Annotated in this window: 33 protein-coding genes; 2 read left to right on the top strand and 31 right to left on the bottom strand. The window is 61.2% G+C overall.

The window, feature by feature from the left end:
- Positions 1-79: 79 nt before the first annotated feature.
- Entirely contained in the window at positions 80-1204 is a 1125-nt protein-coding gene (locus ACNAOT_RS01225) for an acyltransferase family protein (RefSeq protein ID WP_420179704.1), read from the top strand.
- Between the two features lie 69 nt (positions 1205-1273).
- Complete coding sequence (locus tag ACNAOT_RS01220; RefSeq protein ID WP_420179703.1) at positions 1274-2713, top strand: hypothetical protein; 1440 nt, start codon at positions 1274-1276, stop codon at positions 2711-2713.
- Positions 2714-2723: 10 nt separating this feature from the next.
- On the opposite strand, the gene ACNAOT_RS01215 is transcribed toward ACNAOT_RS01220, so the two are convergent.
- The 31 genes from ACNAOT_RS01215 to ACNAOT_RS01065 form a co-directional block, all read right to left on the bottom strand.
- A complete protein-coding gene (locus tag ACNAOT_RS01215; RefSeq protein ID WP_420179702.1) occupies positions 2724-4685 on the bottom strand; it encodes a right-handed parallel beta-helix repeat-containing protein in 1962 nt (653 codons plus the stop codon).
- A 4-nt stretch (positions 4686-4689) separates the two neighbouring features.
- On the bottom strand, positions 4690-5055 hold the full coding sequence (locus ACNAOT_RS01210) for a hypothetical protein (RefSeq protein WP_420179700.1): 366 nt from the start codon (positions 5053-5055) through the stop codon (positions 4690-4692).
- Positions 5055-6035 (bottom strand): tail fiber domain-containing protein, encoded by a 981-nt coding sequence (locus ACNAOT_RS01205; RefSeq protein WP_420179699.1) that lies wholly within the window; start codon positions 6033-6035, stop codon positions 5055-5057. Before ACNAOT_RS01205 ends, ACNAOT_RS01210 begins: the two co-directional genes overlap by 1 nt.
- Positions 6036-7145 (bottom strand): hypothetical protein, encoded by a 1110-nt coding sequence (locus ACNAOT_RS01200; protein ID WP_420179698.1) that lies wholly within the window; start codon positions 7143-7145, stop codon positions 6036-6038.
- Between the two features lie 25 nt (positions 7146-7170).
- Positions 7171-7521 (bottom strand): hypothetical protein, encoded by a 351-nt coding sequence (locus tag ACNAOT_RS01195; protein ID WP_420179697.1) that lies wholly within the window; start codon positions 7519-7521, stop codon positions 7171-7173.
- Positions 7522-7525: 4 nt separating this feature from the next.
- Positions 7526-7945: a hypothetical protein gene (locus ACNAOT_RS01190; protein WP_420179696.1), complete on the bottom strand. Its 420-nt coding sequence runs from the start codon at positions 7943-7945 to the stop codon at positions 7526-7528.
- Positions 7946-7956: 11 nt separating this feature from the next.
- Positions 7957-8523 carry a hypothetical protein gene (locus ACNAOT_RS01185; protein WP_420179695.1) on the bottom strand — a complete coding sequence of 189 codons (567 nt, stop codon included), beginning with the start codon at positions 8521-8523 and terminating at the stop codon, positions 7957-7959.
- A gap of 8 nt (positions 8524-8531) precedes the next feature.
- Positions 8532-9431 carry a hypothetical protein gene (locus tag ACNAOT_RS01180; RefSeq protein WP_420179694.1) on the bottom strand — a complete coding sequence of 300 codons (900 nt, stop codon included), beginning with the start codon at positions 9429-9431 and terminating at the stop codon, positions 8532-8534.
- Positions 9415-9762, bottom strand: coding sequence for a hypothetical protein (locus ACNAOT_RS01175; RefSeq protein WP_420179693.1), 348 nt, complete (start codon positions 9760-9762; stop codon positions 9415-9417). Before ACNAOT_RS01175 ends, ACNAOT_RS01180 begins: the two co-directional genes overlap by 17 nt.
- 23 nt (positions 9763-9785) lie before the next feature.
- On the bottom strand, positions 9786-10808 hold the full coding sequence (locus ACNAOT_RS01170) for a hypothetical protein (RefSeq protein ID WP_420179692.1): 1023 nt from the start codon (positions 10806-10808) through the stop codon (positions 9786-9788).
- Between the two features lies 1 nt (position 10809).
- On the bottom strand, positions 10810-11727 hold the full coding sequence (locus tag ACNAOT_RS01165) for a phage distal tail protein (protein ID WP_420179691.1): 918 nt from the start codon (positions 11725-11727) through the stop codon (positions 10810-10812).
- 12 nt (positions 11728-11739) lie between these two features.
- The gene (locus ACNAOT_RS01160; protein WP_420179690.1) at positions 11740-14568 is read right to left on the bottom strand and encodes a tape measure protein; all 2829 of its coding nucleotides are present in this window, start codon (positions 14566-14568) and stop codon (positions 11740-11742) included.
- Positions 14569-14579: 11 nt separating this feature from the next.
- Positions 14580-14873: a hypothetical protein gene (locus tag ACNAOT_RS01155; RefSeq protein ID WP_420179689.1), complete on the bottom strand. Its 294-nt coding sequence runs from the start codon at positions 14871-14873 to the stop codon at positions 14580-14582.
- A gap of 29 nt (positions 14874-14902) precedes the next feature.
- Positions 14903-15265: a hypothetical protein gene (locus ACNAOT_RS01150; RefSeq protein WP_420179688.1), complete on the bottom strand. Its 363-nt coding sequence runs from the start codon at positions 15263-15265 to the stop codon at positions 14903-14905.
- Between the two features lie 100 nt (positions 15266-15365).
- Complete coding sequence (locus ACNAOT_RS01145; RefSeq protein ID WP_420179687.1) at positions 15366-15944, bottom strand: hypothetical protein; 579 nt, start codon at positions 15942-15944, stop codon at positions 15366-15368.
- Positions 15945-16010: 66 nt separating this feature from the next.
- Entirely contained in the window at positions 16011-16436 is a 426-nt protein-coding gene (locus tag ACNAOT_RS01140; RefSeq protein WP_420179686.1) for a hypothetical protein, read from the bottom strand.
- A complete protein-coding gene (locus ACNAOT_RS01135) occupies positions 16429-16710 on the bottom strand; it encodes a hypothetical protein (protein ID WP_420179685.1) in 282 nt (93 codons plus the stop codon). Before ACNAOT_RS01135 ends, ACNAOT_RS01140 begins: the two co-directional genes overlap by 8 nt.
- Positions 16710-17060 (bottom strand): hypothetical protein, encoded by a 351-nt coding sequence (locus tag ACNAOT_RS01130; protein ID WP_420179684.1) that lies wholly within the window; start codon positions 17058-17060, stop codon positions 16710-16712. The genes ACNAOT_RS01135 and ACNAOT_RS01130 overlap by 1 nt, the downstream gene beginning before the upstream one ends.
- Positions 17060-17491 carry a hypothetical protein gene (locus tag ACNAOT_RS01125; protein WP_420179683.1) on the bottom strand — a complete coding sequence of 144 codons (432 nt, stop codon included), beginning with the start codon at positions 17489-17491 and terminating at the stop codon, positions 17060-17062. The genes ACNAOT_RS01130 and ACNAOT_RS01125 overlap by 1 nt, the downstream gene beginning before the upstream one ends.
- Before the next feature lie 15 nt (positions 17492-17506).
- Positions 17507-17812: a hypothetical protein gene (locus tag ACNAOT_RS01120; RefSeq protein WP_420179682.1), complete on the bottom strand. Its 306-nt coding sequence runs from the start codon at positions 17810-17812 to the stop codon at positions 17507-17509.
- Position 17813: 1 nt separating this feature from the next.
- Positions 17814-18746: a hypothetical protein gene (locus tag ACNAOT_RS01115; RefSeq protein WP_420179681.1), complete on the bottom strand. Its 933-nt coding sequence runs from the start codon at positions 18744-18746 to the stop codon at positions 17814-17816.
- A gap of 10 nt (positions 18747-18756) precedes the next feature.
- Positions 18757-19146, bottom strand: coding sequence for a capsid cement protein (locus ACNAOT_RS01110; RefSeq protein ID WP_420179680.1), 390 nt, complete (start codon positions 19144-19146; stop codon positions 18757-18759).
- Between the two features lie 2 nt (positions 19147-19148).
- Entirely contained in the window at positions 19149-20411 is a 1263-nt protein-coding gene (locus ACNAOT_RS01105; protein ID WP_420179679.1) for a head maturation protease, ClpP-related, read from the bottom strand.
- A gap of 14 nt (positions 20412-20425) precedes the next feature.
- On the bottom strand, positions 20426-21736 hold the full coding sequence (locus tag ACNAOT_RS01100) for a phage portal protein family protein (RefSeq protein ID WP_420179678.1): 1311 nt from the start codon (positions 21734-21736) through the stop codon (positions 20426-20428).
- Between the two features lie 16 nt (positions 21737-21752).
- Complete coding sequence (locus ACNAOT_RS01095; RefSeq protein WP_420179677.1) at positions 21753-23543, bottom strand: terminase large subunit domain-containing protein; 1791 nt, start codon at positions 23541-23543, stop codon at positions 21753-21755.
- Entirely contained in the window at positions 23497-24150 is a 654-nt protein-coding gene (locus ACNAOT_RS01090) for a P27 family phage terminase small subunit (protein WP_420179676.1), read from the bottom strand. Before ACNAOT_RS01090 ends, ACNAOT_RS01095 begins: the two co-directional genes overlap by 47 nt.
- Positions 24147-24545, bottom strand: coding sequence for a hypothetical protein (locus ACNAOT_RS01085; RefSeq protein ID WP_420179675.1), 399 nt, complete (start codon positions 24543-24545; stop codon positions 24147-24149). Before ACNAOT_RS01085 ends, ACNAOT_RS01090 begins: the two co-directional genes overlap by 4 nt.
- Before the next feature lies 1 nt (position 24546).
- Positions 24547-25233, bottom strand: coding sequence for a hypothetical protein (locus ACNAOT_RS01080; protein ID WP_420179674.1), 687 nt, complete (start codon positions 25231-25233; stop codon positions 24547-24549).
- Positions 25234-25393: 160 nt separating this feature from the next.
- A complete protein-coding gene (locus ACNAOT_RS01075) occupies positions 25394-25690 on the bottom strand; it encodes a hypothetical protein (protein WP_420179673.1) in 297 nt (98 codons plus the stop codon).
- Positions 25691-25803: 113 nt separating this feature from the next.
- Positions 25804-26556 carry a hypothetical protein gene (locus ACNAOT_RS01070; protein ID WP_420179672.1) on the bottom strand — a complete coding sequence of 251 codons (753 nt, stop codon included), beginning with the start codon at positions 26554-26556 and terminating at the stop codon, positions 25804-25806.
- Positions 26553-26885, bottom strand: a complete 333-nt coding sequence (locus ACNAOT_RS01065) for a VRR-NUC domain-containing protein (RefSeq protein WP_420179671.1) — start codon at positions 26883-26885, stop codon at positions 26553-26555. Before ACNAOT_RS01065 ends, ACNAOT_RS01070 begins: the two co-directional genes overlap by 4 nt.
- Between the last annotated feature and the right edge of the window lie 2 nt (positions 26886-26887).

Genomic DNA, 26887 nt, shown 5'->3' with positions numbered 1-26887 from the left:
AGCCATCGATCTATCGTCACGCTTTTGGGGCACGCCGTAGACTGAGCGCAAGCTTCATCACTCAACTAGGGGGACTTTCGTGTTTGGATCATTCCGTGCCCTTTTCCGCGCTCCAGACCGAAAGCACCGCAAGCCGGGCCTGGACCTGATCCGCGGAATTGCTGTAGGCATGGTTCTCCTTGGCCACGCATGGCCCGCAGCGTTCCCTAGCGCAGGGATCGTCGGAGTAGTCATATTCTTCACCCTCAGTGGCTACTTGATCACAGGGCTGCTACAGAAGGACCTCCGAACTCAGGGGCGCATCCGATACGGACGGTTCTATCTTCACCGAGCATTCCGGCTAATCCCGGCACTCATTGTTGTGCTTATAGCCTTCGCGATAGTGGAGAGTGTTTGGAACGTCCTGGGCTCGCGCGATGAGATATTGCGGACGGTTATTGTCGGCCTGACGTACACGATGAACCTCGGCTTCTTTGATCGTGGAAGCGAGGCGATGCGACACCTATGGACGCTCGCGACTGAGGAGCAGTTCTATATCGTATGGCCGGCGCTCTTGGCGTTTGCCTTCCGTAAGAATCGAGTTCGCACAATCCTCGTAGTCTCGCTTGTGGGGGTCTTAGCCCTGTGTGCCGCCACGATCTTCCTCACCGCTCCTGACGTTCACAAGGTTTACACGTTGCCGACGTCATGGGCGGCCGCGATGGTCATCGGATGCTGGGCCAAGATCGAAGAGCGTCGGATCATTGAATGGATGAGCCGTTGCCGTAGGGGCCTTGTCGGCGCGGTAGCACTAGCGGCGCTGCTGGTCCTTGGATTTATTCACGATGGCAAGGACATGCCTCTCACCTACCTCGTAATCGGCCCAGTTATAGCCATCGCGTCTGTTGGGCTGATCTTCGAGTACGCCAAATGGGATGAGCTGCCGAGCCGTCATCTGAAGCCGCTATTGGGCCTCGGTGTCGTATCGTATGCCGCGTATCTCTGGAACTACCTCATAGTGAACTGGATGGGTGGAGCCCGTCCCGACTTCGCGTTCGGTGCTGCATCTATCGTGCTAACGGTAGCGGCCGCAGTGGCGAGTTGGTACCTAGTCGAGCAGCCTGCGACAAACTTGCGAATTTGGCTTGAGAACCGAAATGCCTTCAAACGACCGGCCGGCGCCCACCGCTTGCAGCGGAAGGACCTTGAAGAAGCCCGAGAGTAGCTCTAACCATGGCAGCGGCGGGATACATCTAAACTGAATCGTCAGCGTAAATCTTTCGGGGGACATAATTTGAAGAGTCTGCGAGCCATTGACCGCACCGATGTCATCTTCTTCATGGTCAGCGTGGGTCTACTCATCCTTCTGGTCCCTGCTCTAGCTGCTATAGGGCCTGGCGCTCTCGTTCTGGCTTTGATCCTGTTGCCGATCGGGGCGTTGTTTGCGGCGAGGCGAGCGTTGAACGCACCCTACCTCTCGCCCACTTTCATTGTGGGTGCGTTCTTCACGTTCATTGGTGTTGGCGGCTATCTCCTGCGAGACCTTCTCGCCAGTGCTGGCTTCCGAGGTGCCGGGATATCGATCATGCTGTCTGAAGCAGAGAGCTTCAACACTCTCGTACTCATATCCTCAATGACAACGGTTGTCATCGCGGCGTCCTATGTGTGCATCAAGGGAGCTGCAAAACGTAACGATGAAATCCGGGAATTCCGGAAGTTCGAATGGGTCTCGAAAGACCCGTCAATTCTGATCGTTTTTGCCACCATCGTTCCCCTCCTTTTCATCGTTGTCACGGTTGGAGTCAATGACCTAATCGCTCGGTCCTACTACCTGCTCGGTGAGCGTGGAAGCTTCGCGGTAAGTCTCGGTGCCCCTATGGCGACCGCCGCCGTTGTGGTTGTCGGCTACGTATTCGGTGCCAGCCGCGGCACCAAGCGACTGCTGGCAATCGCACTCTTGGTGTCCTATGCGGTAGTGCTCCTATCCTTTGGGTCGCGGCGCTTCGCCTTGATCCCGATACTCTTCGCATTGGGTGTGTTCGTGGCAAGCAACACTAGGAAGACCCGCATTGGCCTGGTGATTGCTGCCGCTCTCACTGCTGCCTTGCTGCCGCTCCCGTTGGCGTTTCGCGGTGCACCCGGGCATGGGCTTCTCCCCTACCTGGAAATGTTTCGGACACTCTCACCCTTAGACGCCGACTGGCTGGGTGCCCTAAATAACGTTCTCGTGTCCTTCGCTATCATCGGGCGCACAGCGTTCGGGCTAATCGATATGAACATGACAGATATCTGGATCTCAGTGAACCCAATTGGCGGAGACTCCGCAGGCTGGTATGAGATCGCCCATAAGATGCGACTCAACGCTTACACACCAACCGCAGGGATTGGCGAGCTGGCGAATGTTGGCTGGATTCCTGTTACTGTCTTCGCGCTGGCCCTTGGGGCTGCGCTGGCGTGGGTCGAGCTGGCCGTGAGGCGCCAAGTTCAAAGCGGCGCCCAAGTGGTCGCTGCCATGCTCCTCGGCCTCACGGCACTCTTTGCCCTGCAAATGGTGCAGTACAACCTGCGTTCAGCCATACGCATGCTCGTCTATCTTGCCGCCTTGGAGCTGGCTAGAAGGTTCCTGCTGCTCATACATCGCAGCCTAAGCAAGAACAAGGAACGTCGGCGCTACATTGACCAGCGCGGTTCCACGCTCACCAAGTCAAGGGAGAGCGTGGAACTCGGTCGGTAGCATCTTGGGACTACTTGGCTACCCAGCCAGTATTGCCGGTGCCGGTCTCCTTGACGTAGGTGGCCGTGCCGACGCCGCCGTCGAGCCGCTTGTAGTCGGAGCCAACGCGAGCCGTCACGACACCTTCCGGTGATCCGGTTCCCATCCAGTTGGTGATGCTGCCTGATCCGGGGGTGCCGCCCACCCGGATAGGTGCGGCGATCTGGAACGGTGTCGTCACAGTGGGGGCAATCTGGCCGCCCCTCAGCAGGGTATCAACGGCGGTCTCATCAATGACGATGCCCAAGGTTCCGCCAATGATGTCATAGTCCCCGAGCGTGGTCCGCTGCGCGGCGCCGTCAACTTGGATTTGCGCCTGGCCAGCCCCATTCGGGCCGATCCGGACTCCGCCGCCGACAAAGCAATCACGGCCACCGCGAATCAGGACCCCTCGACTTCCGTTACCCCTCACGAGCCCGCCGACTACTGAGAGCCGGTACGTCGCGCCAGGGAAGCTGCTTGTTTCTGCAGTGATGCCATTGACGCTGTTGCCTATGGCTTCACATCCTTGCAGCACGGCATCAATAACCTGCGAGTTTGAGGCCGGAAAGGTATAGAAGCCGTGGCCAGTGTTGTTGTTAGCGCGGCAACCGATGTAGGACCATGAGCCACTGTTGAGAAGGAATCCGTTTTCAGTTGCGTTCGTGATCGTCATACCAATGACAGTGCCAGTGCAGGTACCGGTTGAGTTCGGCGGGTTCACTTTGAAGCCGGGGGCCTTATTTGTCGCCGTGCCCGCCGTGTCAATGGTGTCTCCCTGGAAAGTGAATTCGTTTCCGCCGATTACACCGAACCCCGCAAAGGGCAGTTTGTTCGATTGCTTCCCCTTGCGGCAGGCCCTGATGATTTTATTGCCACTGGTGCTGTTGCGCCTGGCATCCTCGCGGCCCATTTGCAGGTAAATTCCGAACCCGTCTACGTCCTGGATGGTGTTTCCATCAACACGGTTGTCGCACATACCAACGGTGGCGTTTGCTGTGCCGTAGAACAGCACTCCATATGCTGAGACGATGCGGCTAATGACAGTGCCAGATGTGGGGTTTGTGCCGTTCAGGTTCAGGTAGATGTACCCACCTGAGATGCCCCAAGTATTAGCAGCCGGGTTAGTAGGAGTGGTGATGTCTTCGGTCATCTCCGTACCATTCCAGAGGATGACGCGCGTGCTGCCATCCGTCCGGTCTGTTGCCCGATAGACGTTGCCGCTCTGGAGGGCCCACCCCGTCATGGTTAGATCAGGCAACGCCGTGAGGTTCTTGATGGTGCAGTCTTGCACCGTGCAGTTGCTGGAGTCGTAGAACAGGATGCCGTCGGGGGCGCCGCCTGCCATGTCCACCGTGACGTCATCGACTGTTATGTCAAGGTTGCTCGAAGCGCCCGCAGCGACAAGGATCGCGGATGCGTTCTGTCGCGCAAGCGAGTTTGTGAACTTGCCGCCGCGAATAAGGGCGCCGTTCGCCTGTCCGTGCACAAGGTACAGCCCAGCTTGGTAGGCACCGCTGTAATTGCAGTCAATGGACCGGAACCCCTTTGCTTGAACAACGACACAAGACCTGTCCGCCGTGGTGTCAGATGACGAAACGAAGGCAGCCCGTGAGACGTTCAGGCGCAGAAGCTCGATGTCGTCAGCACTGATGAGGAGCGCCCGGTGAGGCCCGGCCAAGAGAGTCCCGTTCTGAAATCGGACCGGCTTTCCAATGGTGACAGTGGAGGCAATTACATACGCAAGTCCACCCAGATCAATCGTCCCACCTGGGCTGGTCGCTGCGATTGTCGCTGCGAGCGCGCCGGCATCGTCCGTAACACCGTCTGCCGTCGCGCCGTACGAAAGTGGGGAGCTTGCAAGCTTGCGACCGAAAGTGGCGCTCAGCTCCGTTTCTGATAAGCGGGAAGGGAGTGCCTTATCCGGCACGCGGTGAAAGTCCAGAATTCCCATGGGTCTACTCCTCGGTGACTGTGATTGCGGGGCGGGTGGTAATGTCGCCGGCCTCGTTACGGGTGACCATGGGCTGGGTGAATTTCAGTACTGGGATTCCCGTTTTTGTGATGATGTAGGAATTCACTGCGCCTGGCCATGACACCGAGGCCGTGCCTGAGTAAACACCGGTGGAGCCGTCAGGCCAGACGACGTTGGCTGAGGTTGGGGCTCCGTCGCCGTTCACGACAACGGAGCCGCTGAAGAGTGCTTCCGGCGAGCGCGCGAGCTGCATGAGCGCGGCTTCCAAGTCCTCTTCCAAGTCATTCAGCCGGGCCGCGTTCAGCGGGGTGTTTCCGATGATGCCGTTGGCCCAGGTCCTGCGTGCCATCAAATATCTCCTCCGAGAGCGCGGACAGCCGCGGTGAGCTTGTCGATCTGTTTTTGTTGTTCCTGGACGACGGGCAGGAGTGCCACGCCCAGCAGGTCGTACCGGACGCCGTCCACTTGCCCGTCGTAGCGGGTGACGATCTCGGGCAGGAATTCCTCGACTTCTTCAGCAATGAGGCCGAATTCGCCCTTTGCGCCGAGGAATTGCTGTTCGGGACCTATGAGCCTGTTGCCGTCCGCGTCCTGGGGGAAGCGGTAGGTTGCCTTCCGGTCGTACCTGACCGGACGCAGCTGGAGGACGTTGAGTGGGTCCACGTCGGCGTTGATGACGTTTTCCTTGTACTTGATGGAGGAGACGTTCCTACCGAAGTGGTATCCGCCGTCGTTGCCCACCCAGAGGGCGTAGAAGGTGCCACCAGCTACGTTGTTTGTCCACCCGTACTGCGAGCCGTCGGCTTGGGCCGCGTGCGTGGCCTCCGTGGCATTTGTTGCGTTGGTGGCCGTGGCCGCGTTCGTAGCGTTCACTGCGTTGGTTGCATTGGCTACGGCCGAGGTGATGTCCGCCCCAGCATGGGTGTGGCCTGACGGCGGGAAGGTCGCCGGCTTCCCAGATACGGCATCCCAGGTGGTGACCTGGTTACCGAGGCGCACCCATGTGGAGCCAACCAGCACTTCCACGCCGTACTCACCCGGTGCGGTCTCCAGCAGCTCACCGAAGCGCGTTACAGGCGCAGCACCGGCGTCATCGAACACCGTGAAGGTTCCTGTCTCCGGATCAACCTGCACGCCTACTGTTTCGTCAGTGCGCCGGAACTGCATGAAGCCGTTGACCAGCACTCCACCAGCTGCAGCGTTGATGCCGGCTGTTGCAAGAATGTTCGCCGCACTGAATTGCTGGATGCGCTGCTCCAGCTCCCGGATCCGGCGGTTGATTGCATCCTCACCCGGGAACTGAGATCCCGGGAGTCCTGGCTGAGCCATTTAGTCGATCCCCCTCACGGCAGTGACATCAATCAGCGGAGTGATCGTCTCGTCAGTCAGCTCCCAGCCGACACAGCGAGCCGTCCCGACCAGCCGGTCAGGGAACTCCGGGGCCTCGATGTCGAACCCCACATCATCGCCAATGAACCAATCCAGTCCCAGCTTCGGGGCTTCGCTCCGGTTGGCTGTCAGCGTCATGGCCAAGGAACCGTCTTTCATCGCTGCGAGCGCCCGTTGAGCATGTTGCGTCAGTGTGGAGATGTCTTTGATGTCGCTCTCCGGGGTCCACCTGAATTCAAAGCGTGGCCGGAGGTCTGTGGTGACCTTTTGGTGTGGTGACTGCGGGCGGGCACCTTCCGTGCCTGTGGATACGGCCATGACGTCGTTGGCGCCCTCGTCGGCTCCGAAGCCTTCCACCAGCTCGGCTTCGGTGACGGAGCCGGGAAGGTAGAACTGTGCAGCCGGGCCGAGGCCGGCCGGCGGTGTTCGACCGATCCGGTCACCGACGTAAAGGACCAGTCCGAGTTTCTGTTCGTCCACCCATTCCCAGCCGACAGTCCATTCAGAGCCGCCGATGAGTCCGGAGAAGTCAGTCAGGGCTGAGTACAGCGTTTTGTCGGCCGCGTCCTTCCAGGTGTTCTTGTCGCGCAGCACGCCGTTGCCTCCCACGATCTGCACGCGCAGCGGCAGGCCACGCTTCGTGGTTGTGGTCTTGGCGTACTTCTCAGCCATGGTCTTGACGATGATGTTCTGTGCCGTGGCCGTGAACGCCTCGTCCTCGACGTAGACCCGATCGAAGTAGCCCTCAGCTGTCACCAGACTGAGGTCCACCCCGTTGCCGACCTTCCGCGTCCGACGAATAATCAAGCCGCCCCAGAGCGGAAGGCCGCGTGGCTCGTTCTCCTCCGGTTCAGACAGGGCCACCAAGAACACGGCACCCTTGCGGGTAGCCTGCCGCCAGTTTTCAGGGGCCCCATCTATCGGCAGGTTCGCCGTCTGAGACTCGTACCGCATCAGCGTCTGCTTGAGAGCGCCGCCCACGGTCAGCGTTGGGAGGTCCGCAATGATCGTGCCGTCATTCGCGTTCACGGCAACCCAAGAAATGGCCAAGTGAGGACCCCCCTACGTTTGGAAGCTACGCTTCGTGCTTGCCCTGGTTCGAACCGATCGGTGTTGCTGCCTGAATTGCAGGCGCAACTCCCGTCGGCTTCCACAGGAGCTTGTAGCTGTTCCCCGCAGTAACGAAGATGACGAGGAGGGCGACGATCAGGCCCGCGGTGTTGAATATCCCGCTGAGGTAGGCCGTGACAGCCGCCACCACCACGTAGAAAAGGAAAGCCACGATGGACTGCTTGCGTGGCGACCAACGGGATTGCTGAATGACGGCAATCACCAGGGGGCTGAAGAAGCCCACGGCGAGAAGCCAGAGAGCGACAGGGCCGAGGGCGGCGAGCGCTGCCAGTGTTTGGGGGTCGAGCGATTCCATATGTTTAGTCCTTGCTGGTCTTGGGGATGATTTCGAATGAGGGCAGCTCAAATTCAGGCATGTTGGCCTTGATGTCAGCTGCTATGCGGTCGTAGTCGATGACTACGGGGACGCCCTGGCTGAGCTGCGCCACGAGCTGCTGAAGCAGCGAGTTCTGAGCCCTGAGGAGCGAATGCTGGGCAGCCAACGAAGCGTTGGCCTGGGCAATGCCCTGAGCGTTGTAGGCCAGCTGCTGATAGGCCGACGTTTGGTACTCACCCCAGTCGATCTGCGGGTTCCAGAGAGCATCAACCGGAGCCTGCTTGATCTGGAACTGGAGAGAATTGCCGCCGTCCATTGACGGGCCGCCGACCAGGATCGCATCAACAGGGAAATCCTGCTTCTGCTGGTTGTTCATCTTCTGGGATGGTCGATCATCAGTCATCGTGCTTCTCCTTACGGGAGGGTGAGGCCAAGGTTGAGGAGGAACTGCTCATCGAGCGTGTACGTCGGTGCGGTGACGATCTCGCCCTGAAGCACCAAGCCGGATCGGGGACGCAGGTATCCGAGGAGGCCCTTTTTGGGGAGCCACTGATCTAGCACTGGTCCGGACGACTGGCCGGGGAACGGGTTGTCCCACCGGCCTTCGGAACTGTTCTGGGAGGCGCACCGGAGGTACTCGTAGCCGACGTCCTCAATAACCTGAGCTACGTGCGTTTTCGGGTAGTACCAAAACGAGTCGCCCCACACAGCGGTGTCTCCCGCCTTGCCCGGCTGGGACGCCGGAATACGCTCGTAAGCTGCCTCGATGGCTGCCGTCTGGGGATAGTCCCGGTACATGGTGCCCGCGTAACCGGCCCAGACGCCCGAGCCGCCTGTGGTGTTGATGACAGGCAGGCCAAAGAACCTGGCGAAGTGCGCATGCAGGTCCCAGCATTGGGCACCATAGGCGCCGTCCGCGTCGATGTAGCCGCCCAACACTGAGGTAAGCCAAAACTGGAACCGCGAAAGCTCGAATGCCATAACGCCTCCTAGGTGGTTGGTGGAGCTGGCGAAGCCTCCGGGGTAGCAGTAGCTGCACAGGTGTATGTCGTGGAACCTGGAGGATCAGGCGTGCAGGTCAGGGTCTGCCCGCTCTTGGGATCGACGATGACGATCGACGAAGGCGGATCTCCCTTGTCACCTTTCTCGCCCTTCTGACCGGTGTCCCCGGCAGGGCCCCGGCAGGCGTCGGACGCGCAGAACTGCTGGACGGCAGCAAGTATCGCTTCGGGGGTGGGAGGTGGGCCGGTTGCGCCGTCAGCGCCTCGGCATACTCCGGTGGAGCACACTTCCGTGACTGCCGCGAGCACCATCTCCGGGGACGGAGGCAGCGGCTGGGCATCGGCGCCATCTGCCCCATCCTTGCCGTCCGTCCCGTCAATGGCGTCTTTGCCAGCTGGCCCTGTGCAACGGCCGTCCGAGCAGAAACGCGCGAATGCGGCCGCGACGTCGTCAGGTGTTGGCGGCTGACCGTCCTGGCCTTTGCAGTTACCTCCCGCGCAATACTCGCGGAATGCGTTGACCAGATCAGGCTGGGATGGCCCGCCAACCACTGCGGGAGCTGTAGGAACCACATTCGGCTCTTGGGCAGCCTCCGCCCATTTCTCGCACAGGTCCCGGTCGTAGATCTCCCGATCGCCTGATCCGCAGAGTGCCTGGCCAGCTTCCTTGGCTATCGCCTTCTTTTCGTCCTGCTGCTGGGTTGCGAAGGCGGCGTTTTCCGAGGCGAGGCGTGCGTTGTTGCTGCCTAGGACTATCGCTATGGTGGTGACCGCCGCCAACAACAGGACAGTGAACGCGAGGCCAAGCTTCCAGCGCTTATCGGACTTCCTGGACTTGGACGAGAGTTCCGCAGCCGCGAGCAGCTTGGGGTCATTCAGTGTCGTCATGGTCGTCCTCCACTGGCCAGTCGTTCGGGTCAGGTTGGATGTCGTTCACGAGGAGCTGTTCCCGCCACTTGCCGGCGGAAGCCTTGACCCGCGAGGTGTACCGCTTGTCCTTGCGACGCTGCTTCTCGAAGTCAGAAGCCATCTGGACCTTGTCCTCCTTCAGTGTCAGGTTCTCGGCCTCCAGAGAAGCGACCCGTTCTTTCAGGAGTTCCTCCACGGCCACCTCCCTTCGCAGACGTTTCTTGTCCGCGCGGTCGATGAGCTTCCAAGCCCCTCCGCCGGCAGCCGTGAAGACCGCCAGAATTGCTGTGATAAGCGCTGTCGGCTCCACACGTCAGCCCCTCCTGCCCGGCATCAGCCGTTCCATCCGATGCCATCCAGCGGCCACAGCATCTTGCCGACGTCCTGTGAGGGCACCGGCACGAAGAAGCTGACGCGGATTTGCCCGGCTGTGGTCACCCACATGGTGCAGACGTAGCCACCAGGGGCAACTTGGAAAATGGGCGCCCTCGTTGCGGGGCGGAACCCCGCTGGTACAGTGCCGATGATGTACTCGGTGTTCGCATTGAACGTGATAGGTACGTTGTTGGCGATCGCGCCCTGCCCCGATATGCGCCGTCCGTTGCGGGTCACGGCTGCGTCGGCAAGGGTCTGGTCGTAGTAGGTGCCGGCGTTTCGGTACACCGGAGGGCTTCCGGCAGCGAACGTGATCGGCGCGGGGGTCTCGTCCTGCCACCCCGTCGCGTCACGGACATCGAGCGGCCGTCCCGGGAGATCCATGCGCCGTACAACCAGGCCGTCATACGCGGATAGCTCGCCGCGCTCCGTCAGACCCGAAACCGGCTGGATGCCTCCAGCCGAAACGAACACCGCCGGGTTGCGAACCACGGTCGGAGATCCCGCCCCGACTTGGGGAACGCTGATCGTTCCCACCAGGAAGCTTCGATCCGGAAGATCCGGCGCCTCCGGAGTCGCTGACGGCGTGCCGGCCAAATACAGCACCGGAGCGTTCAAGCCACCGGACCCATCGCCCGAAGAAGAATCGTTCACCTGAATGTAAACGATGTCTTTCCGCGGCAGAGTGGCATTCGCAGCCACCAGAGCGCCGGACGCGTTTGCATCCGTAGCCCATCGGTACGACCCCTGAGCCGTGGTGGCTTTCGGTGAGATCGCAATCGCGCAAGGTTGCAGGGTCCACGTGGTGGAGGTTGCCGTCAGGACATTGCCGGTCCCTGGACGAAAGCCAGAGCGGGCAGCCAACGGCAAACCAGAGCCGCCGCCGTACATGACAGCGTTCGCCTGACGCTCGTTCGACGCCGAGTAGGCCGGAAGGTCGGTGCCCTCCGCCGCGTCCATAGGCTGGCAAGTAATAGTCATCTCAGCTCCAAGCCGGTTTCGTGAGTATGGTCAGTTGCGCGGTAGCCGAGTAATTGGCCGCGCTGAATGCAATGTCGTTATCCCCTGGATCCAGAGAGAACCAGCCGCGGGAAGTGATGTACCCCTGCCTTGCCGACTGGCCTTGCGCGAGAACCTCGCGTCGGTCCATGTCCACGGTCACGAACTCGCCCGAAGCGAGCGCCAGCGCCGAAGCGAACGTGAGTGCTCGTTTCTTGCCCACGTGGGTTACTGTCCAGCCGCCGGCGGGGATTGGCCCGTCGATGCGCAGCCAGACCGGGGCTTGAGTGTTGCCCGGGTTGTGGATTCGAACTCGGCCGGTGTTGGAAACGCCTGTGTAGACCAGGGGGTAGGTGGCAGGGTATTTCCGGCCACCACGAGCGAAGGGCAGCAACGTGGACTCGGACAGGAGATCCCCGAACTTTCGGGGGTCCTTACCGAAGACCTGAATGCTAAACGAGGCGGCGAATCCGTCTTTGAGGGTGTCCGTTAGGATCTCGTCCTGACGCTGCACCTGCATGTGGCGTACCCTGCCCGACTCAGATACCAGCAGAGTGAACGGCTCAACGCTCACGGCCGCGTTGAGCCTATCGAGTGCGAAGGAGAGGGCCTCAGGCGACCGGGCGCGGATCTTGCCCTCCATGGGCAGCACCTTGCCCGTCAGGAAGCCCTCAGTTGTTGTTGTCCCGTTGCCGCGGGCGCGTTGGTTGAACTGAGCAGTGGAACCCGGAGAGCCCAGCCAGCCGGGGTTCTTCTCCACCGCCCATATCGTGCCATCTTCGTCTACCCAGTTCATGAGCAGGTCACCCAAAGCTATGGGTGACCTGCCCTGAAGTTCCGGGAGCGTTGTTCCCGGGAACAGCAACCTGGACGGGTAGGTGATCGGGGATGGGTAAGGCATGTCAGGCCCCTCCTATGGTGCTAGTGCGCCGAGGCGCCTAACGACGGCAGCCGACGTCCCGTTAGGGTCAGTGACTTCGTTGATCGTGATGTGGTTGGTCTGGCCCCCGACGGAAGCTGCCCCTGTACCGAAAGCGGCGCTGCCTCCACCCACGCCAGTGACGTCTGGGATAGTGACCAGCCGCTTTGCAGCCTCGGCCACCGACTTCACCTTGTCCAAGATGCCCAGCCGGGCACCCTCACCAACCTGCTGGCCAACCTCAAACCGGAACCGCCGCGACGGAGACTTGATGCCAAGGAAGCCCTTGACGCCATCGAGCATCGCCCCGCCAACGTCCTTGATCGCGCTCACGGCGTTGTCGATCATTCCCTTGGCGCCGTTGATGAGGCCTTGGACGATGTTCCTGCCGACGTCGAGCAACCACGTGCTCGCGCCGGAGAGTGCACCCATGATCTTGCCGGGCAAATCGTTGAAGAACCCAAGGAATCCGGAGATGAACCCGGAGACGCCGCTGGTGATGTTCCGCCACGTGTCGGCGAAGAACGAACCGATGTTGCCCAGGACCGACCCGACGACGTTGCCGACGATACTCAGTCCCGCCTGGATGACAGAACCGACGATCTGGATAGCTCCGCGGACAACCGCGACGATGGTGTTCCAAATACCGCCGAAGATATTCTGGATCCCGGACCAGACCTGCGACCAGTTCCCGGAGATAATCCCGGTGACCACCTGGATGATTCCCTGCACGATCTGCATCGCCGCTTTGATCACGTCAGCAATCACGCCGAAGACCGTCACCACAACAGGCATCAGAGCTTGAATCACCGGAATCAGGAGATCCATGATCTGCGTTATCAGCGGAGCAATCGCCGCGATGACCATGCTGAAGATACTGATCAGCGGAGGCATGATCGAAGTGACCAGGTTGATGATGATCGGCGCGAGCTGAGACACCAGCGTGGTGATCAGCGGGAGCACCGCACCGAGAACCATGCTGATAACCGGAGACAGCATGGTGAACGCGTCACCCAGCATCGAAATCAGGCTGACGATGCTGGGCATGATCGCGATGAACACGCCGCTGAGAACCCCGATCAGCGTCTGAATCAGCGGCTGAACCGTTGTCAGCGCCGAACCCAACACCCCGGCGAGCGCCATGCCCAGCTGCCCTATTGCTGCGGCTAGAACCGGAAGGACCGGTTGCAGAGCTTGGAACAGCAGCCCGATTGGTGAGAAGGACTGGAACAGCCCCAGCACCGTCGGTGCGAGCGCCTTGAAGGCGTCGAACACCGGTTTGAGCGCGTTGGCGAGCTGCTCCATGAAGCCGGGGAAGCCGGATGACGTTACATCGCCGTTTGCGGCTTTCCATGCAGCGCCGAAGGCCCGGAAGCCTCCGCCCACCTCGTTGGCTGCGTCCCGAATGCTGAACAGGAATCCGACGAAGCCTGAATCTTCCTCGACGTTGAACGCTTCACGCAGGTTCGTGGTGAAGTCGCCGTTCGCGAAGACATCGATCAGGCCAGAAGCTGCCTTACCGGTCCACTCAAAAGCCTTGCCGAGTCCGCCGGAGACGAGGTTGATGGCCCCGGTGATGCCGGGCTTCATCTTGTCCAGGGCACCCATCAGGCCCGAGTTGATCGTGGCCTGAAGGTTGCCGATGGCACCCTCAAACGTCTTGGTGGACTTTGCAGCCTCCACGGCCACCGGATCGTTGCCGAGCTTCATCAGCGCGGCGTTGAACTCTTCGGAAGTGATTTCACCTGCAGCCATCGCGTCGCGGAAGTTGCCGGTGTAAGCGCCAGCCTCCTCGAGCGAGCGCATCAGCGGACCAGCTGCACCAGGGATGGCGTCAGCCATCTGGTTCCAGTTCTCCGTCGTGAGCTTGCCCGCGCCGGCGGTCTGGGTCATGACCATGGCCACTGACTTGAAGGTGTCAGCGTTACCGCCGGCAACGGCGTTGAGGTTACCCGCGGCCTTTGTCAGGCCGGTGTAGTCGCTGACGCCGTTGGATGCCAGCTGCGCGATGGTGTTCTGGATCGTCGGCAGGTCAAAGACCGTCTGATCCGCATAGTCCTTCGCTGCCTTCGACGCTGCGTCAATGGCTGAGGTATCCAGCCCCGCGAAGTCCATCGTGGCTTTGAACTTGTCCGTAGCGTCACTGGCCCGGGCCGCCTCGGCAACAAAGCCACCAAAGACGCCTGCACTGGCCAGTGCGATGGCGGGACCAACGAGGGCTTTGAAGCCCTTACCGAATCGCCCGCCAGAATCCTGGCCAGCTTTGTCGGCGGCTTCCTTGGCTTTGTTGCCCTCTTCGTCCACGGCGCTCTTGGCCGCTCCGGAGAGCTTTGACTTGATGCTCTGCCAGCCCCGGCCGAAGCGTCCAGCGGCCTGCTCGCCGGAAGATCCGGCAGCGTCCATGGCTTCTGCCAGTTTCGTCTGGGACTGGCGCAGCTGGTCCGATGCAGCGATGGTTTTGCCGCTGGCCTCGGACAGCTTCCGCTTGGCCGTTGCCAGACGCTCTTCTGCGGCGATAACGCGGGCGCTACCTTGCTCGCCCCTGGCCCGGGCCTCGTTGAGCGCTGCTTCAGCTATGCGGACCTTGCCTGTGGCGTCCTGCTCTTGGAGACGGGCCGCGGAAAGAGCTTTGGCCCCGGATGCGATCTGCGCGTTGAGCTTCTTGACCAGCGCTTGGCCGGGGTCACCGGCGCCAGCGCTGAACGCGGAGCTGAACGTTTTGCCGCCCTCGCGTCCAGCGCCAGCAACCTCTGAGTTGACTGAAGACCGGAACCCCCGAAAGGTGGGGAAGATTGCTACCTGACCGGACCCGACTTCAGACACCAGAGGCCCCCTTATTTAGTTCTGATTTGCCCGAAGGCGCTGTACTGCCTCAGTTGCGCCTCAGCTCGGGCGCGTTCCTCGGGGGTGACTTCTTCAACTGGCGCCTCGGTGGGCCATGGCCAGTCGGGCACGAACGGCGGAGTGTCCTTGTCCCGGTTTGCGTTGAACTCCCGAGTGAATGAGGCCGTGGCCATCATTTCCCCGCGGGTCATCGGGAAGGACCAGCCGGCGAGCGCAGCGAACAGGCGAGAGCCCATGTCCAGGGCTATCTGTTCGGCAAGCTCCACTGCCTCCCAGACGGGCAAGCCCTCGCCAATGTCATCAACGGAGGTGCCTAGCTTTCGGAAGTCGTAGGCGATTGCTCCTCGGTGCTCTCCGAGGAGTCCGACGAGCCACCGGATTTTCCCATGCTCACCTGGAACCGCTTCGAAAGGGCCTCGCTGTATTCCGTGAGGATCTCGCCGGCCTCGGGAGCGTCGAGTTCATCCAAGGCTTTGTTGTCGGCTTCGCTGAAGATCTCCGACATGAAGAACTCGAACTCTTCGTACTGGGTCTTCTGCTCACCGCCCATGAGCTTGCGGATGGTTCCAAACTTGACCGAGAGCGGCAGGGAGAGTTCGCCGTTTTCGGTTTGGCATTTGAGGGTGTTTTCAACGACGAGGAACTTGGGCTTGGGTGCTGCTACCTGCTTGGTCATTGCTGCTCCTAATGGGTGCGATGGGTTGATGGGTTAAAAGCTGTGGTCCCGCGCTCACCCATCGAGAGCGCGGGACCACAGGTCTAAGGAGCCCTGAGGGCTAGGGGGTGACGGGCAACGGGATCAGCCATTCGCCCAAGTGCTGGTTCTCCAGCTCCGGTGCGCGGGAGATCGAGAAGGTCACTTCGTAGCCGAGTACCTTGCCGCGCTCGGACTTGTCTTCCTTGACCGACTTCACACCGACATTCGCAGCCACGCGCCGGCGGATCACGCCGTTCTTGAAGATCTCCTCCGTGAAGGCCACGTACCTGGTGGACGTGCCGCCGCCGTCGATGGTCATGTAGCCATTGGCGTCCGCGGTCTTACCGCGGATGATCTGACGCACCGTCTCATCGGTCTGGGCGAACTTGACCTTCAGTTCCACGTTCGCGAGGCCGGAAGGGATGGAGTATCCCTCCTGCCAGAAAGTGATCGCGTCGCCGTCAGCCTCCATGGTCCATTCAAAGCCGCCGTCCTCCGTGAGGAGACCGGGGATCTTGAAATCGACCGGAAGTTCGTAATCGAGGGCCTTGCCGGCCACAGGGGTGGGGACATCTGTCCCGAAAGGTGCGAAGCCGATGTGACCGGTTACCGGTACACCAACAGCTTCGACGTCGTTGCCGAGTTCATCAGCAGCCATTATTTGCCTCCAAATAGAAAAACCATCCACAGGCGTGAATGGCTGGTTGATTGGTTTGGGTAGTGCTTAGGGGAATGCCTTGCCGGCTACTGACAGTTCGGCCGTCATGTAACGCCGGGGGCAGCCGGTTTCGTCCGGGACCTTATACGGGCCGTTGAAGCCAAGCACAGCAGCAACGGGGTTACCCGGCTCTACGCGAGCGCAGCCCTTGACTATCGCCTTGACGAGCAAGGCAAGGTTGGTGGCCGTCTCACCCTCGGTCGGGTCTTCATCAGTCAGGACGGTAACCCCCACAGTCGGTTCCGCCGTGATGATCGAGGCGTCAGGGCCGCCGTCGTCGCGGACTATCACCGACTTAGGCCGGGCCGGATTGGGAAATTCGTTGCTCACGAACACATCAGAAGCGAGCGGAGATCCGATGGCCTCCAGCTCACGCCTGATGAAGCCCGTGAGGAATTCCTCAAGGTCAGAGTGAATGACGCGGCTACCCACTCTTCTTCACCTGGTTCAAAGCCCGGGCAAGGTTGCCGGTCTTGGACTCGACCAGCAACGCAATAGGGCTGTCCGCGATTACGAGCGCCGCGTTACGGCGGCCGCGGCGAACAACTTCCACGCGGATGCTGTTCGCGTACGCGTTGCTGTCCCTCGGCGCGGAAGCACGGGCCGCAGCGGCAACCCTATTGGCCTTTTCCACACACAAGCCGGTTACTTCCGGCGAGCGCCCGAGCCGTTCAAAGAATGAGTCATTGAAGTCCACGCCAGCCATCAGCCCACCACCTTCGTCACCCGAAATTCGACGCCCGGGTTCCAGCCAGTGAGCGCGTTGCGCCAGTCTGCAACTTCGCCCTCAACCTGCCAGAGTCCAGAGCGTGCCCTGATTCGGTCCTGAGGCAACACATCGACGCCAGGAGCGCCATAGAGGCTCATGGACGTGGTCACTGTATTCCGGTTCTCGGTCTGCGTCTCAACGCTGCTGGACGGGGCAATAGCGCAACCCTCGATGTCGAGCTTGTCCGGGTCCGTCCAGTCCCTTTTGGTGGCTTCTCCCGAGTACTTGTCATTCACGAGCGGGGCCCGTTCCCGAACCACGGTTTCGCCGTTCACCAGCGGAAACATCAGCACCCCCCTTCCGGCCATACGAACAGGCCCTCATAGCGGCCTGAGGGTGGCGAGTGGAAAACCGGAAGGGCTGCGCTGCGCCCTTCGAATACCTCCACCATCCAGCCGTGGATCTCGGTCGGATTGGTGCTGCCAGCCAGCAGTGTGGCTGACCGCGACATTGGCCCAACACCTTCTGAGAAGGACTTAGCGCCCCGTATAGGCGGAACGTCCACCGCACTGAGAACCATCTGCACCACGACGTCAGAGACGTCATCAGCAGTCAGGTAATCGTCAGGGTTGAGAATGCGTTGATCGACGTCAGGCCAACGACGTCGGATGGCGCGAGAAGCCTTGCCGAGGTAGTACTCGGCCCTGGGCTTCTCCACGGAGTTGAGTGGACGCCATGCCTGCTCGATCGTTGGAATTGTTGCCAGATCAGTAGCCATGGCGTCCACCTCCTCTTACTTCGCCGGGGTTGTCTTGGCCGCTGTAACCTTCGCCGCCTCGGCCGCCGCCTTAGCGTCAGCTGCTTCCTTGGCATCAGCAGCTGCTTTGGCGTCAGCTGCTGCCTTCGCGTCCGCAGCGGCTTTTTCGGCAACCTCTGCCGCGCTCGGAGCATCCTTCTCGAACCGCACCAACCCGGCCGACACCAGTCGTTTGCGCTCCTCTGTGGAAACGCTGGACGGAAGCAGGGCGCCCTTGTCGAAGTAGCGCTCGGTGTCGCCGGTCTTTGCCACGATCAGCGTGGCGGTGACGATGTGTCCCATATCAGAGCCCCGTATTCGTGATCTTGACGCCCGCGTTGGGTTCCAGCACGACGGGCACTGTCACGCGGCGAGCGCGCAGCAGGTAACCGTCGGTCTCTTCCTCACGGATGACCTTGGTTTCGACGCCAACACCGCCGGAGCTGACGTAGCCGGGCCCGCCAAGCTTCTCGTCGGCCATGCCGCCGAGCTGCTCCCGGTCAACCAGGAGCGGGTCAGCTGTGGGGCTATGGTTCGTGCTCACCCACGTCAGGCCCAAGGCCTGCGGCCACGAGCCAGTCACGACCGGGTTGCTTGCCTCTCGCGGGAGCAGCCCGGCAGTAACCAGACGGCCGATTGCCTTGGCCCACTGCGAATCGTTGAGCACGATCACGTTCGGATCGTATCCCTCATCCAGGCCCGTGACCTGAGCTTTGGCAAGCAACGTACCTTCGACAATCTTGTTGCCGTCCGTCCACGCGCCAGGGGCGCCACCAGCGGTGACGCTGTACGTCTGGGTGATCTTCGACGCGATCACCCCGAGTGCGGCGGAGTCCACGTAGCGAATGGAGCGGTTGACGAGCTTCGTGAAGGCGCGCTCAACAGGGTTGATACCGAGCCGAGCAATGGCCTCGTCGAACACCGGGACGTCCTGCCCCCACTTGGTGGTCTTGGCAGAAGCGAGCTCACCAGCAGAGGCCTTGGTCTTCGGGTAGCCGGCGCCCGGAGCGATTGCCTCAGGGTCGTCGTCTGTGAAGATCTCTTCGCCCGTTTCATACAGGATGGACCCGCCGACGGCTACGAATCGACCGGCAAGCAGGAAGTCTGCGATGTAGCGCTGCTCAAGCAGCGTGCGCAGACGCCGGGCCACCAGAGTAGGCGTCCGGAGGAGGTGATGAACCTCAACAGTGTCACCGTCGGTTACGACGGCGGGTGGTGCCGGGTATGTGTACGACAACTTGGGCTCCTTAGCGGGTGAAGTCGATCTCGACGGGCACGTCCGTGCCGCCGGTGAGGGCGATGCCGACGATTGCTCGGCTGTTGGTGACGTCCGCCGGGGTCGGTGTAGTGACGGCGGCGAGCGCCGACACCTTGCCTGCTGCGGCTGCGACTACAAGAGCGCCGGCTGCGATTGCTCCGGAGGCAACAATCTTCTGGACGCCGCCCTTGAGGACGGTGACTTTGTCTCCTGCTTTGGCGTCGAACGCGGCGGTGCCGACCCATGCCACTGTGTTGGCGCCTGCGGGGCCGACGGTGCGGTTTCCGGTGACAACGACGAGCTGACCGCCGGTGACATCGGCAGAAGCGGTGAACGTTACCGGGTCGCCGGGCTGGAACAGATGAACGTGCTGGCCCATGGTCAGCCTTCCTTTCCGGGGTAGAACTTGGAGTAGAGCTCGTCCTCATCCGTGGACTCATTGACGCCGCCCGTGTAGCCCGACGGCTTCAGGTTGACCAGACCGGGTGCGAGGCCCGCCAAGGTCTCGGCCATCCCCGGATCGGCGGCGAGTGCAGCGACCCAGTGGTCGCGACGGGCGGGGGCGATCCGTCCGTCATTCACTGCGGAGTCGACGATTGCTGCCCGTTCGGCTGCGAGCTGCTGGTTGCGTGCTGCGCGGCCTTCCTCAGCTGCGGCTTGGAGGTTTGTGTACTGGGCTTCGTCCAGCACGACAGTGCCCGCTGCTGCGGTCGGTGTAGTGTTGTCCTGCTCTGCGAGCACCTCGTCAACGGCCGCCAGATAGGCGTCGTCGTCCAGGTTTGCTTCGGCGGAGATGCCGAGCCGCTCACGGAGCCCCTTTTTCAGTGCATCCGACATGGTGTCGGTTCCTTCCTCTTGGGGGTGGGTGGTGTCCTTCGGCTCGGCCGGAGGCATTGTGGAGGTCTTATTGACCAGGTTGGTGAGTTGCTGGAGCGCCTGGCCGTTGGCGAGGCTCAGGCGTTCCTTGCGGGAGTGATTGGTGGGGACCATAGGCTGTGGGGCGTCGCGGCGGCCGGCATGGGCGAAGATCGACAGGTCGAACTTGGCAGTCGATGCCTCCGCTTCGTCGTCCGTCTCGTTTCCCTTGCGGGTCACGACGCGGTCAGCGAGGCCAGCGGCCACAGCTTCGTCTGCTGTGTACCAGGTCTCCGCGTGCATCGCGGTGCGCCATTCTTCAGTGGTGCCCCCGGCGCGCTCTGCGTAGACGCTGGCGATCGTTTCGGACAGCTGATTGAGGACCTTAGCCGTTTCTTCCATGTCCGATGCGTTACCCCAGCACACGGCTGAGGCGTCGTGGATCATCATTTCCGCGCCGAAGCCCATGACCACTTCATCGGCCGCTTGGACGATGAAGGAAGCAGCTGAGGCTGCCAGCCCGTCCACGGTGGCGGTGACGTGTGCCTTGTGCCGGCGGAGCGCGTTCATGATGGCAGTTCCGTCGAACACTGACCCGCCCGGGGAGTTGACGTAAAGGTTGATGTTCTCGACGTCCAGGGCGGCCAGCTCTGTCACGAACTCGGATGCGTTCACACCCCAGTAGCTGTCAATGACGTCGTAGATGTAGACGTCTGCTGTATCCCCGGATTTGGCTTCCATCCGATACCACTGCTTACCTTCGGTTGCCATCTTCAGTGGTCTGCTCATCTGAGTTCTCCTTGTCATGAACCGGGCCAGCGGTTTTCGGGGGACTGTGGGTCCTGGCTCGACTGCGTGGTTGTGACCCTCTCGCGGGCCGTTGCAGGGTCCGCTGCCGGGAGGTTGTACTGGTTCCGGAGATGGGCCTCCAGTGGGTCATCCAGGGTCAGCGCACCAACACCGACCAAACGCGCGATGGACTCGGCCGTTGCCGGATGCCGGGACCCGATCTCGTCAAACACGAGCTTTGGCGCCGGCTCTTCCGGGCCCCAATTGTGATCAACCAGATCCTCAATGACGTGCTGATTGGTTACGTCCGCGATCTGGTTGGCCACTGTCTGTAGCGACAGCGTGAAGAAGTCCGCGAAGGTGGAACCCAAGGCCCAGGAACCTGTCTCGGTGCCAAGGTTCAGGAAGTGCGCCAAGACTGCCCGGGCCATCTGTTCGTCGTAGTACCGAATGGGCTTATCCGCGTCAGGCAGGTCACCCTCGACGCCCTTCAAGTCGAGCTTTGCCCCGTCAGGGATTGAAGCGCCCGAATTGTCACCCGAACGCAGGCCCTTGGCGATGTTCAGACCAGCTTTGATCTCCTCGTTCTGGCGCTTCACATACTCCGCCTCGGAGAGCCCATCCGGGAGCTTTGAGGCAGTGTAGATCGGGACGCCCATGCCGTTGCGATCCAAGGTTTGCGCTTGGACCCGCAATGCACGGTCCTTGAGGAGCCAGTACTTGTAAGCCGGTCGGATGACAGACTGACCCAACCAGTTACCGCCCTCTCGGTCATTGACGTAGGCAACCAAGTTGCCCACTTCAATGCGAGGCTCCTTACTACCCGCCTTCCCAGCGAATTGCTCGATCGCGACCAGACCGCCGTCCGAAGCGACATCGATCTTGCTAATGGTGCGCGGCGGACGCCATTCCAGCTTGCGCAAATGCGCCCTGCCACCCTCGATTCGGTACACCTGCTCAAAGAACGAGTGACCGAAGGGAAGCATTGTCAACGCCAGACGCAGATGCTCAGCCCAGGAGAACCTGTTGCGAGTTCGGAGGATCGAACGCCCGGAATCACCCACAATTTGCAAACCCATGTCATCTGCCACTTGCTGGGTGACTTCGTCCCGGGCGCCGTTGGGATCGATTCGGTAGGTAGTGCGTCGGATCGGCAACGTGATGGCTCGGAGGGTGGAAACTACCTGGGCATCCTGACGGCGCATCTGGTCGTACACACGAACGTTCTTCGGCCACTGTAGCTCGGGTGTTTCCTCTTCGTCTGGTGCTGCCCACCACGGAGAGGTGTTCACCGCGTAACCCTTAGCGGATTCCGGAACTGCCATGCGGTGCTCCTCTCATTCAGAAGCCCATTTGGGCGACGTCGTCACTTGCGTAGTCGGTATCGGCGCTTTGTAGTGCCTCGGGAGGAGGCGCCGGCGGAGGTGGTGCGATCTCCCGGCGACTCATCAGCCACTTGGCGGCTGTGAACGCCATGAGAGGCGCAACCTCAGCTGGTGATGCACGGTGATCAGGGATAGATGCCCCACCGCTGAACACCTTCACGACAGCTGTTGCTGCTGCTGTGTCCAGAACGGGCTGCGGGTTGTGGAAAACGGTCACGTCGCGAACGGAATCGAAGACATCGGCCCACCCGTTGGTCAGGTCACTGCCTGACCATTCGATAACCGGGATGCTGAACTCTCGGTCAGCAGCCAAGCTCTCCATGAGCGGCGAAATCGGGGCACCTTTTGATTGGCCGGCTACAGCTTTGATCCGGCCGCGCCTCTTTTCGTCCATCAGGTAGCCCTTGACCCAATCCGAGCCATGGCGTGCCGCCACAATCTCGATCTGAGCCTTGCCGTCCGCCCTGAAACCGCCGAAAGCTACATATGTCATCGACCGGTCGTGGGACTGGTCAACACCGGCCCAGACTTCCGAGCCCGGGACTATCCGGTGCTCTTCTGCGACCAATCGAGTGCCGTCTTCGAGAATCAGGACAGGATTCTTGCCTTTATCCCAAGTGCCTGGCGGAAATGGGCCAAGGAGCGTGCCTTCAGACCACTGGCAGAGCACCTCTGTGCGGAAAACCCACTCAGGGTCGGTCTTGCACGCAGCGGCGATGGTCCGTTCCGTGAATCCGGGGTTCCAGTTCAGCGACGGGTTAGCTTGCGCCCAACCTTGACGGTCGCGTTTGTCACAACCTGGAGGAGCGGACCACTCTCCGAGGAAAAGGGTGTCTTCATCCTGCTCAAAATCGGCCAGCTCGTCGTCGTCAAGCTCTTCGTCGTCCTCAGAGAGGTCCGCGACGTCCAATGCGGTTGGGCCTGCGGCCCCGATCTCTTCGCAAATCCCGTCTGGATCTCCGATGGCTTCGTGCGCCATCTTGCGGAGGTACTTGAGGACAATTGACGTCATGTCGCCGGCGTTGGAAAGCGCCAAAATCAACGCCTCGGCCTGCGCCATGGTCGTCTTGGTGATCGCTCCCCAGGCTTCCCAGTTCTGATGCTCGCGCAACTCGTCAAGCATGATCAGATTTCCGGTGAAACCACGTCCGGCCCGACGGTTTGCAGCTTTCACCTTGTACCGGCTGCCGGCCTTCAGCTCAAGGGCTTTCTTGCCGTTGACTTTGACGACGCGTTTGAGGAGTTTGGAGAGTTCCTCATCCTCTTCCACGAGATCGACGGCGCCCTGCCACACTTCTTCTGCCGTTTCGAGGTCCTGAGCGGTGCCCATGACCAGCGGCCAGCCCCAAACGATCATGAACCAGAGCGCGAGTACCTGTGAAAGGGTGCTCTTGCCGTTCTGGCGAGCGATCAGGACCACTGCGGTCCTAAACCTCAGCGACCCGTCCGGGAGAAGCTCCAGCATGCGGCAGAGCAGGACCTTCTGCCATGGGTAAAGATCAAGCCCCAAGACGTCGCGTGCGAAGTCAATGACGTCATAGCCGAGCGTCGTCTCCGGAGTGAGCGCCCGGAGGGGCGGCGTGCAGATCCGAGGCTCCGCGTAGCCGAATATCTTCTTCCGCTTAGCTCCGGACTGATCAGGTTCTGCGACATGGCAAACCGAGCGGTAGTAATCGCCCGGATCTACTGCGTTAGGACCACTAACCGGAGCGGCGTGCCCTGGCGCGAGCTTGGAAGTCTGAGACATTCGCGCCCTCCGGCTTTCCCTCTTCTGCCGGTTTGGATTCCTCAGCTGTCGGAACGGCCGTCAGCCCCGCGCCGGATGGAAGGGAAGCGGGTGTAATTTGCAGTTCAGCGCAGGCTTTGAGGTAGTTCGGCACGGTTGTTGTCATGGCCTTCTGGAGCGCTTCCATGCTGTCTCGCTGGGCCTCATCGATCATCCAGGCAAGTGTCTTCACGGCTGCCACTGGACCAGCGAAGCGAGGCCCTTCAAGGTGCTTCGCGGCCGTGAGGGTCAGCGCAGTCGCGTCGGCCATGTAGCCGCGCTTTCTGGCTGGCTTCACGAGCGGGGCGAAGCGGTCACCCCACGCCCGGATCTGCTCCGCGGTGGACCGTTCGACGGCGAGCGCCGGATGAGGGATGACGCGGCCTCGGGGGTCGGTGACCACCATGCCTTCGTCCTCGATGCGCTGTCGTGCTTCACGGAGTCTCGCCATGAGCGTGCAGAAGGTCTCCAGTGCGGAGCGGTCCACATTGCCTACCAGGTCGTTACTGGCCACGATCTCGCGCCACACCTCCGCTACGGGTTCCGGAAGGTGATCGGGAGGGTCGATGTGGTTCTCATTTGAGGTCATAGTGTCAACTCCCCTAGTTTCATCGAGCCGCACTGGAGGGGCTTTGTGGTGAGCTTGCCAGTAGCGAGGGATTCGAGCGGGCGAGCTTGGACGGTAGGCCACTCGTTCGCGCTCTTTGGCCTGAGGCGTGCCACGAGGTCTGAGAGCTGCCGACGGGATTTTCTCCAGTCGATCAGGAGGGCAACGTCCGCAACGCACATCTGCGGATAGTCGGCCAGGACGTCCCGGACGGCCGGCTCAGCATCTTCGATTGCAGAGGGCCGGTAGTAGCCGTCTCGAGCGCCCGGCCGGATCGCCCGGCGGACGGCGTTCCGAGAGGCTCCGTGGTCCCTCGCAATGCTCCGAATGGAGTTGCCCTCGTCCCGCTGTTCCCGGATAGCTGGACGGTCGTGCACGCTACTTCTTCGTGCCCTGCCATGCCTCAGCGTGACCAACAGTCAGAAGGCGGGGCAGGTCCTTGAGTCCCAGGAGCGCCGTCAGGATGTGGGCGGTGTCGTCAACACCGTATTCCACGCCCTGGCGGGGGCCCTTGTTGAGTAAGGTCCGGTAGCTGATGATCCGCGGATCACTCTTTGGCAGCCCGTAAGAGGATTTGAGCTGGTCAGCCGAGTTGTTGTCGGTGACAATGAGAACTCGCTCCACTCCCTCTGGAGCGTCTGTGAGCCACTTCAACGCGAGGCGGGTCTTACCCTCTTGGCGGGCTCCGATGATGACATGCTCTGGCCCGTCGAGGATAGACGGAGCGGCCAAGGTCGCTTGGCGGGCTTTGGCGGCCTTCAGCTTGGCGCTGAAGACGGGAGCGGGATCGATGGTCAGCGCTGATCCGATCATGCGATCCGGCGAGTAAGCCAGGACGTCAGGCTTGGCAGCAGCCGCCATCTCGTCAGTTACGGCTGCGGCGAACTCTTGCAGTCGCTGTTGCAGCTCAGCTTCGTCAATGCGGACTCTGGCCGTGATGGAGACGTGCCCTACGGTATGGGTCGTTTCATGAACGACGGGAAGCTCTATCTCTCCCACGTCCTGGGGTTCGCCGTCCCCGATTCGAGCCGAAAGGACGAGCGTGAGATTTCCGATCTTAGCCATGATTCGATCACGCCTTTCAGGTATGATGATGGGTCCGTTTTCCCCGCCAATTCAACGATCTTGGGCTTTTTCCCTCGGGGAAACTCCCGGGGGGAGAGGGAGGAGCAGGCGGGGAGTGTCCGGCGATTCGCCTTGCTGGATTTTTTCGAGGCCCGCACGGTCACCAGTCTTCGGAAGTGATGCCCATACCGAGGTCCTCGCCCGTACCGGCGGCCTTGTTGCAGTCCAAGTGGGCGGGCTTCCAGTTGCTCGGTTCCCACGTCAGTTGCGGGTACAGCTTGCGGGACTTCACATGCTGCACACTGCACGACTGCTTATGCGGATACGACAGTGAGTAATCGATGCTCTGCTTACAGATGCAGCAGACTGCGTTGCGTCGTCGGCCCTCGGCCTTGACCTTGGCCAGCGCTTCACCTGCTCGCCTGCCTGACCACGAGGGGATGCTCAGTCCGTTCACATCAGTCTCACCACCTTTGGCTGGACATGACAAAGGCCCCGATGGTTGTCCATCGAGGCCTTCACTCAAAGCTGTAGGGACAGCTATCCCCTCGGAATTACTGTACTGCATTTCTAGACAGGTGTTCGACGCCTCGCCCGCATGCGCTCTGACACCTCCAGCACATCTCCCGGGTAGTAGATCCGTGGAGCCTTGGTTGTAGTTGTGACTCGATCCAAGACGTAGCGCAGTCTGCCCAGCTTCACCCAGTTCTCGAAGTCGAACTTCGTGACGATCACCTTTGTCTTCCGCTGAAGGTACTCACGTACCGCCCTCGGTGGCATCGGCTCCCCTCTGGCCTTACGCCTCAACTTGTCCAGCACATCGCTGACGTTGTGGACGGTGTTGCAGACAGGGCACTTCACCGTGGCATCATCCGGATGGGCGACCAGCCGACCATCACACGGTATCGGATCGTCATCTTCATCCTCACCCTCGAGGGGCTCCTCACAGTGACCATAGACCCGCTTGTCCTCGGGGCCCCACACCAGATCACGTCCCTGCTGCACCCAGATGCGGGCCATGTAGAGAATCTCCCCGGCCTTCGGGTTGTCCATTGCCGTGGCGTGAGCGCGGCTCGGGAGCTGATGCAGCCATGACCGAAGCAACCAGGCATCCACATTCATAGCAGGCTGAGACTTCGCATGACCACCACCGCCACCACTCGCGCCCGGACTCCTGGTCACAGCAGTCTGGTCAATGACACCGTCGATGAACTGAAGCAGAGGGCCAACGTCGGCAAGGAGTGAGTCGAGTTCCAGGATGCAGTCAGTGCACAGATAGAGCGAGGTTTCCCGGTAGCAGTCATCAGCCGTGCACGTTGTCATTTGTCCCCTCTCAGTTCTCGCTGGATACGCCCACTCCGCAGATCCTCGGGACGCCACACGTCAGCATCGAGGCCGGCCAATTTCATGATCTTCAAGCAGATGACTTGGGCAGGACGCACCCGGCCCGTTGCAGACTTCAGCTCCCGGAACAGGACGCGTCGCCTGGACAAACTGCCCAGGACGAGATCCGGGAAGCCAGCCTGCGAACGCCGGCTGTCTGGGTTGTGATAGCGAAGCTCATATCCGAAGTACTGGGCGAGTTCCAGGACAGACTCTTGGAGCTGATCTTCTGATGGTGAGTTGTGCGATGAAAGTCGTTTGGTAGGCATGT

The organism is Paenarthrobacter sp. TA1.8, assembly GCF_048595705.1.
Classification (GTDB): domain Bacteria; phylum Actinomycetota; class Actinomycetes; order Actinomycetales; family Micrococcaceae; genus Arthrobacter; species Arthrobacter nitroguajacolicus.
This window is presented reverse-complemented; position numbering and strand designations above follow the sequence as displayed.

What these genes read in the sequence shown, in the direction of transcription:
- ACNAOT_RS01215 (WP_420179702.1), bottom strand. Translation starts at nt 4,685, where the DNA reads ATGGGAATTCTGGACTTTCACCGCGTGCCGGATAAGGCACTCCCTTCC.
- ACNAOT_RS01210 (WP_420179700.1), bottom strand. Translation starts at nt 5,055, where the DNA reads ATGGCACGCAGGACCTGGGCCAACGGCATCATCGGAAACACCCCGCTG.
- ACNAOT_RS01205 (WP_420179699.1), bottom strand. Translation starts at nt 6,035, where the DNA reads ATGGCTCAGCCAGGACTCCCGGGATCTCAGTTCCCGGGTGAGGATGCA.
- ACNAOT_RS01195 (WP_420179697.1), bottom strand. Translation starts at nt 7,521, where the DNA reads ATGGAATCGCTCGACCCCCAAACACTGGCAGCGCTCGCCGCCCTCGGC.
- ACNAOT_RS01190 (WP_420179696.1), bottom strand. Translation starts at nt 7,945, where the DNA reads ATGACTGATGATCGACCATCCCAGAAGATGAACAACCAGCAGAAGCAG.
- ACNAOT_RS01185 (WP_420179695.1), bottom strand. Translation starts at nt 8,523, where the DNA reads ATGGCATTCGAGCTTTCGCGGTTCCAGTTTTGGCTTACCTCAGTGTTG.
- ACNAOT_RS01180 (WP_420179694.1), bottom strand. Translation starts at nt 9,431, where the DNA reads ATGACGACACTGAATGACCCCAAGCTGCTCGCGGCTGCGGAACTCTCG.
- ACNAOT_RS01170 (WP_420179692.1), bottom strand. Translation starts at nt 10,808, where the DNA reads ATGACTATTACTTGCCAGCCTATGGACGCGGCGGAGGGCACCGACCTT.
- ACNAOT_RS01165 (WP_420179691.1), bottom strand. Translation starts at nt 11,727, where the DNA reads ATGCCTTACCCATCCCCGATCACCTACCCGTCCAGGTTGCTGTTCCCG.
- ACNAOT_RS01150 (WP_420179688.1), bottom strand. Translation starts at nt 15,265, where the DNA reads ATGACCAAGCAGGTAGCAGCACCCAAGCCCAAGTTCCTCGTCGTTGAA.
- ACNAOT_RS01145 (WP_420179687.1), bottom strand. Translation starts at nt 15,944, where the DNA reads ATGGCTGCTGATGAACTCGGCAACGACGTCGAAGCTGTTGGTGTACCG.
- ACNAOT_RS01135 (WP_420179685.1), bottom strand. Translation starts at nt 16,710, where the DNA reads ATGGCTGGCGTGGACTTCAATGACTCATTCTTTGAACGGCTCGGGCGC.
- ACNAOT_RS01130 (WP_420179684.1), bottom strand. Translation starts at nt 17,060, where the DNA reads ATGTTTCCGCTGGTGAACGGCGAAACCGTGGTTCGGGAACGGGCCCCG.
- ACNAOT_RS01125 (WP_420179683.1), bottom strand. Translation starts at nt 17,491, where the DNA reads ATGGCTACTGATCTGGCAACAATTCCAACGATCGAGCAGGCATGGCGT.
- ACNAOT_RS01120 (WP_420179682.1), bottom strand. Translation starts at nt 17,812, where the DNA reads ATGGGACACATCGTCACCGCCACGCTGATCGTGGCAAAGACCGGCGAC.
- ACNAOT_RS01110 (WP_420179680.1), bottom strand. Translation starts at nt 19,146, where the DNA reads ATGGGCCAGCACGTTCATCTGTTCCAGCCCGGCGACCCGGTAACGTTC.
- ACNAOT_RS01105 (WP_420179679.1), bottom strand. Translation starts at nt 20,411, where the DNA reads ATGAGCAGACCACTGAAGATGGCAACCGAAGGTAAGCAGTGGTATCGG.
- ACNAOT_RS01100 (WP_420179678.1), bottom strand. Translation starts at nt 21,736, where the DNA reads ATGGCAGTTCCGGAATCCGCTAAGGGTTACGCGGTGAACACCTCTCCG.
- ACNAOT_RS01095 (WP_420179677.1), bottom strand. Translation starts at nt 23,543, where the DNA reads ATGTCTCAGACTTCCAAGCTCGCGCCAGGGCACGCCGCTCCGGTTAGT.
- ACNAOT_RS01090 (WP_420179676.1), bottom strand. Translation starts at nt 24,150, where the DNA reads ATGACCTCAAATGAGAACCACATCGACCCTCCCGATCACCTTCCGGAA.
- ACNAOT_RS01080 (WP_420179674.1), bottom strand. Translation starts at nt 25,233, where the DNA reads ATGGCTAAGATCGGAAATCTCACGCTCGTCCTTTCGGCTCGAATCGGG.
- ACNAOT_RS01070 (WP_420179672.1), bottom strand. Translation starts at nt 26,556, where the DNA reads ATGACAACGTGCACGGCTGATGACTGCTACCGGGAAACCTCGCTCTAT.
- ACNAOT_RS01065 (WP_420179671.1), bottom strand. Translation starts at nt 26,885, where the DNA reads ATGCCTACCAAACGACTTTCATCGCACAACTCACCATCAGAAGATCAG.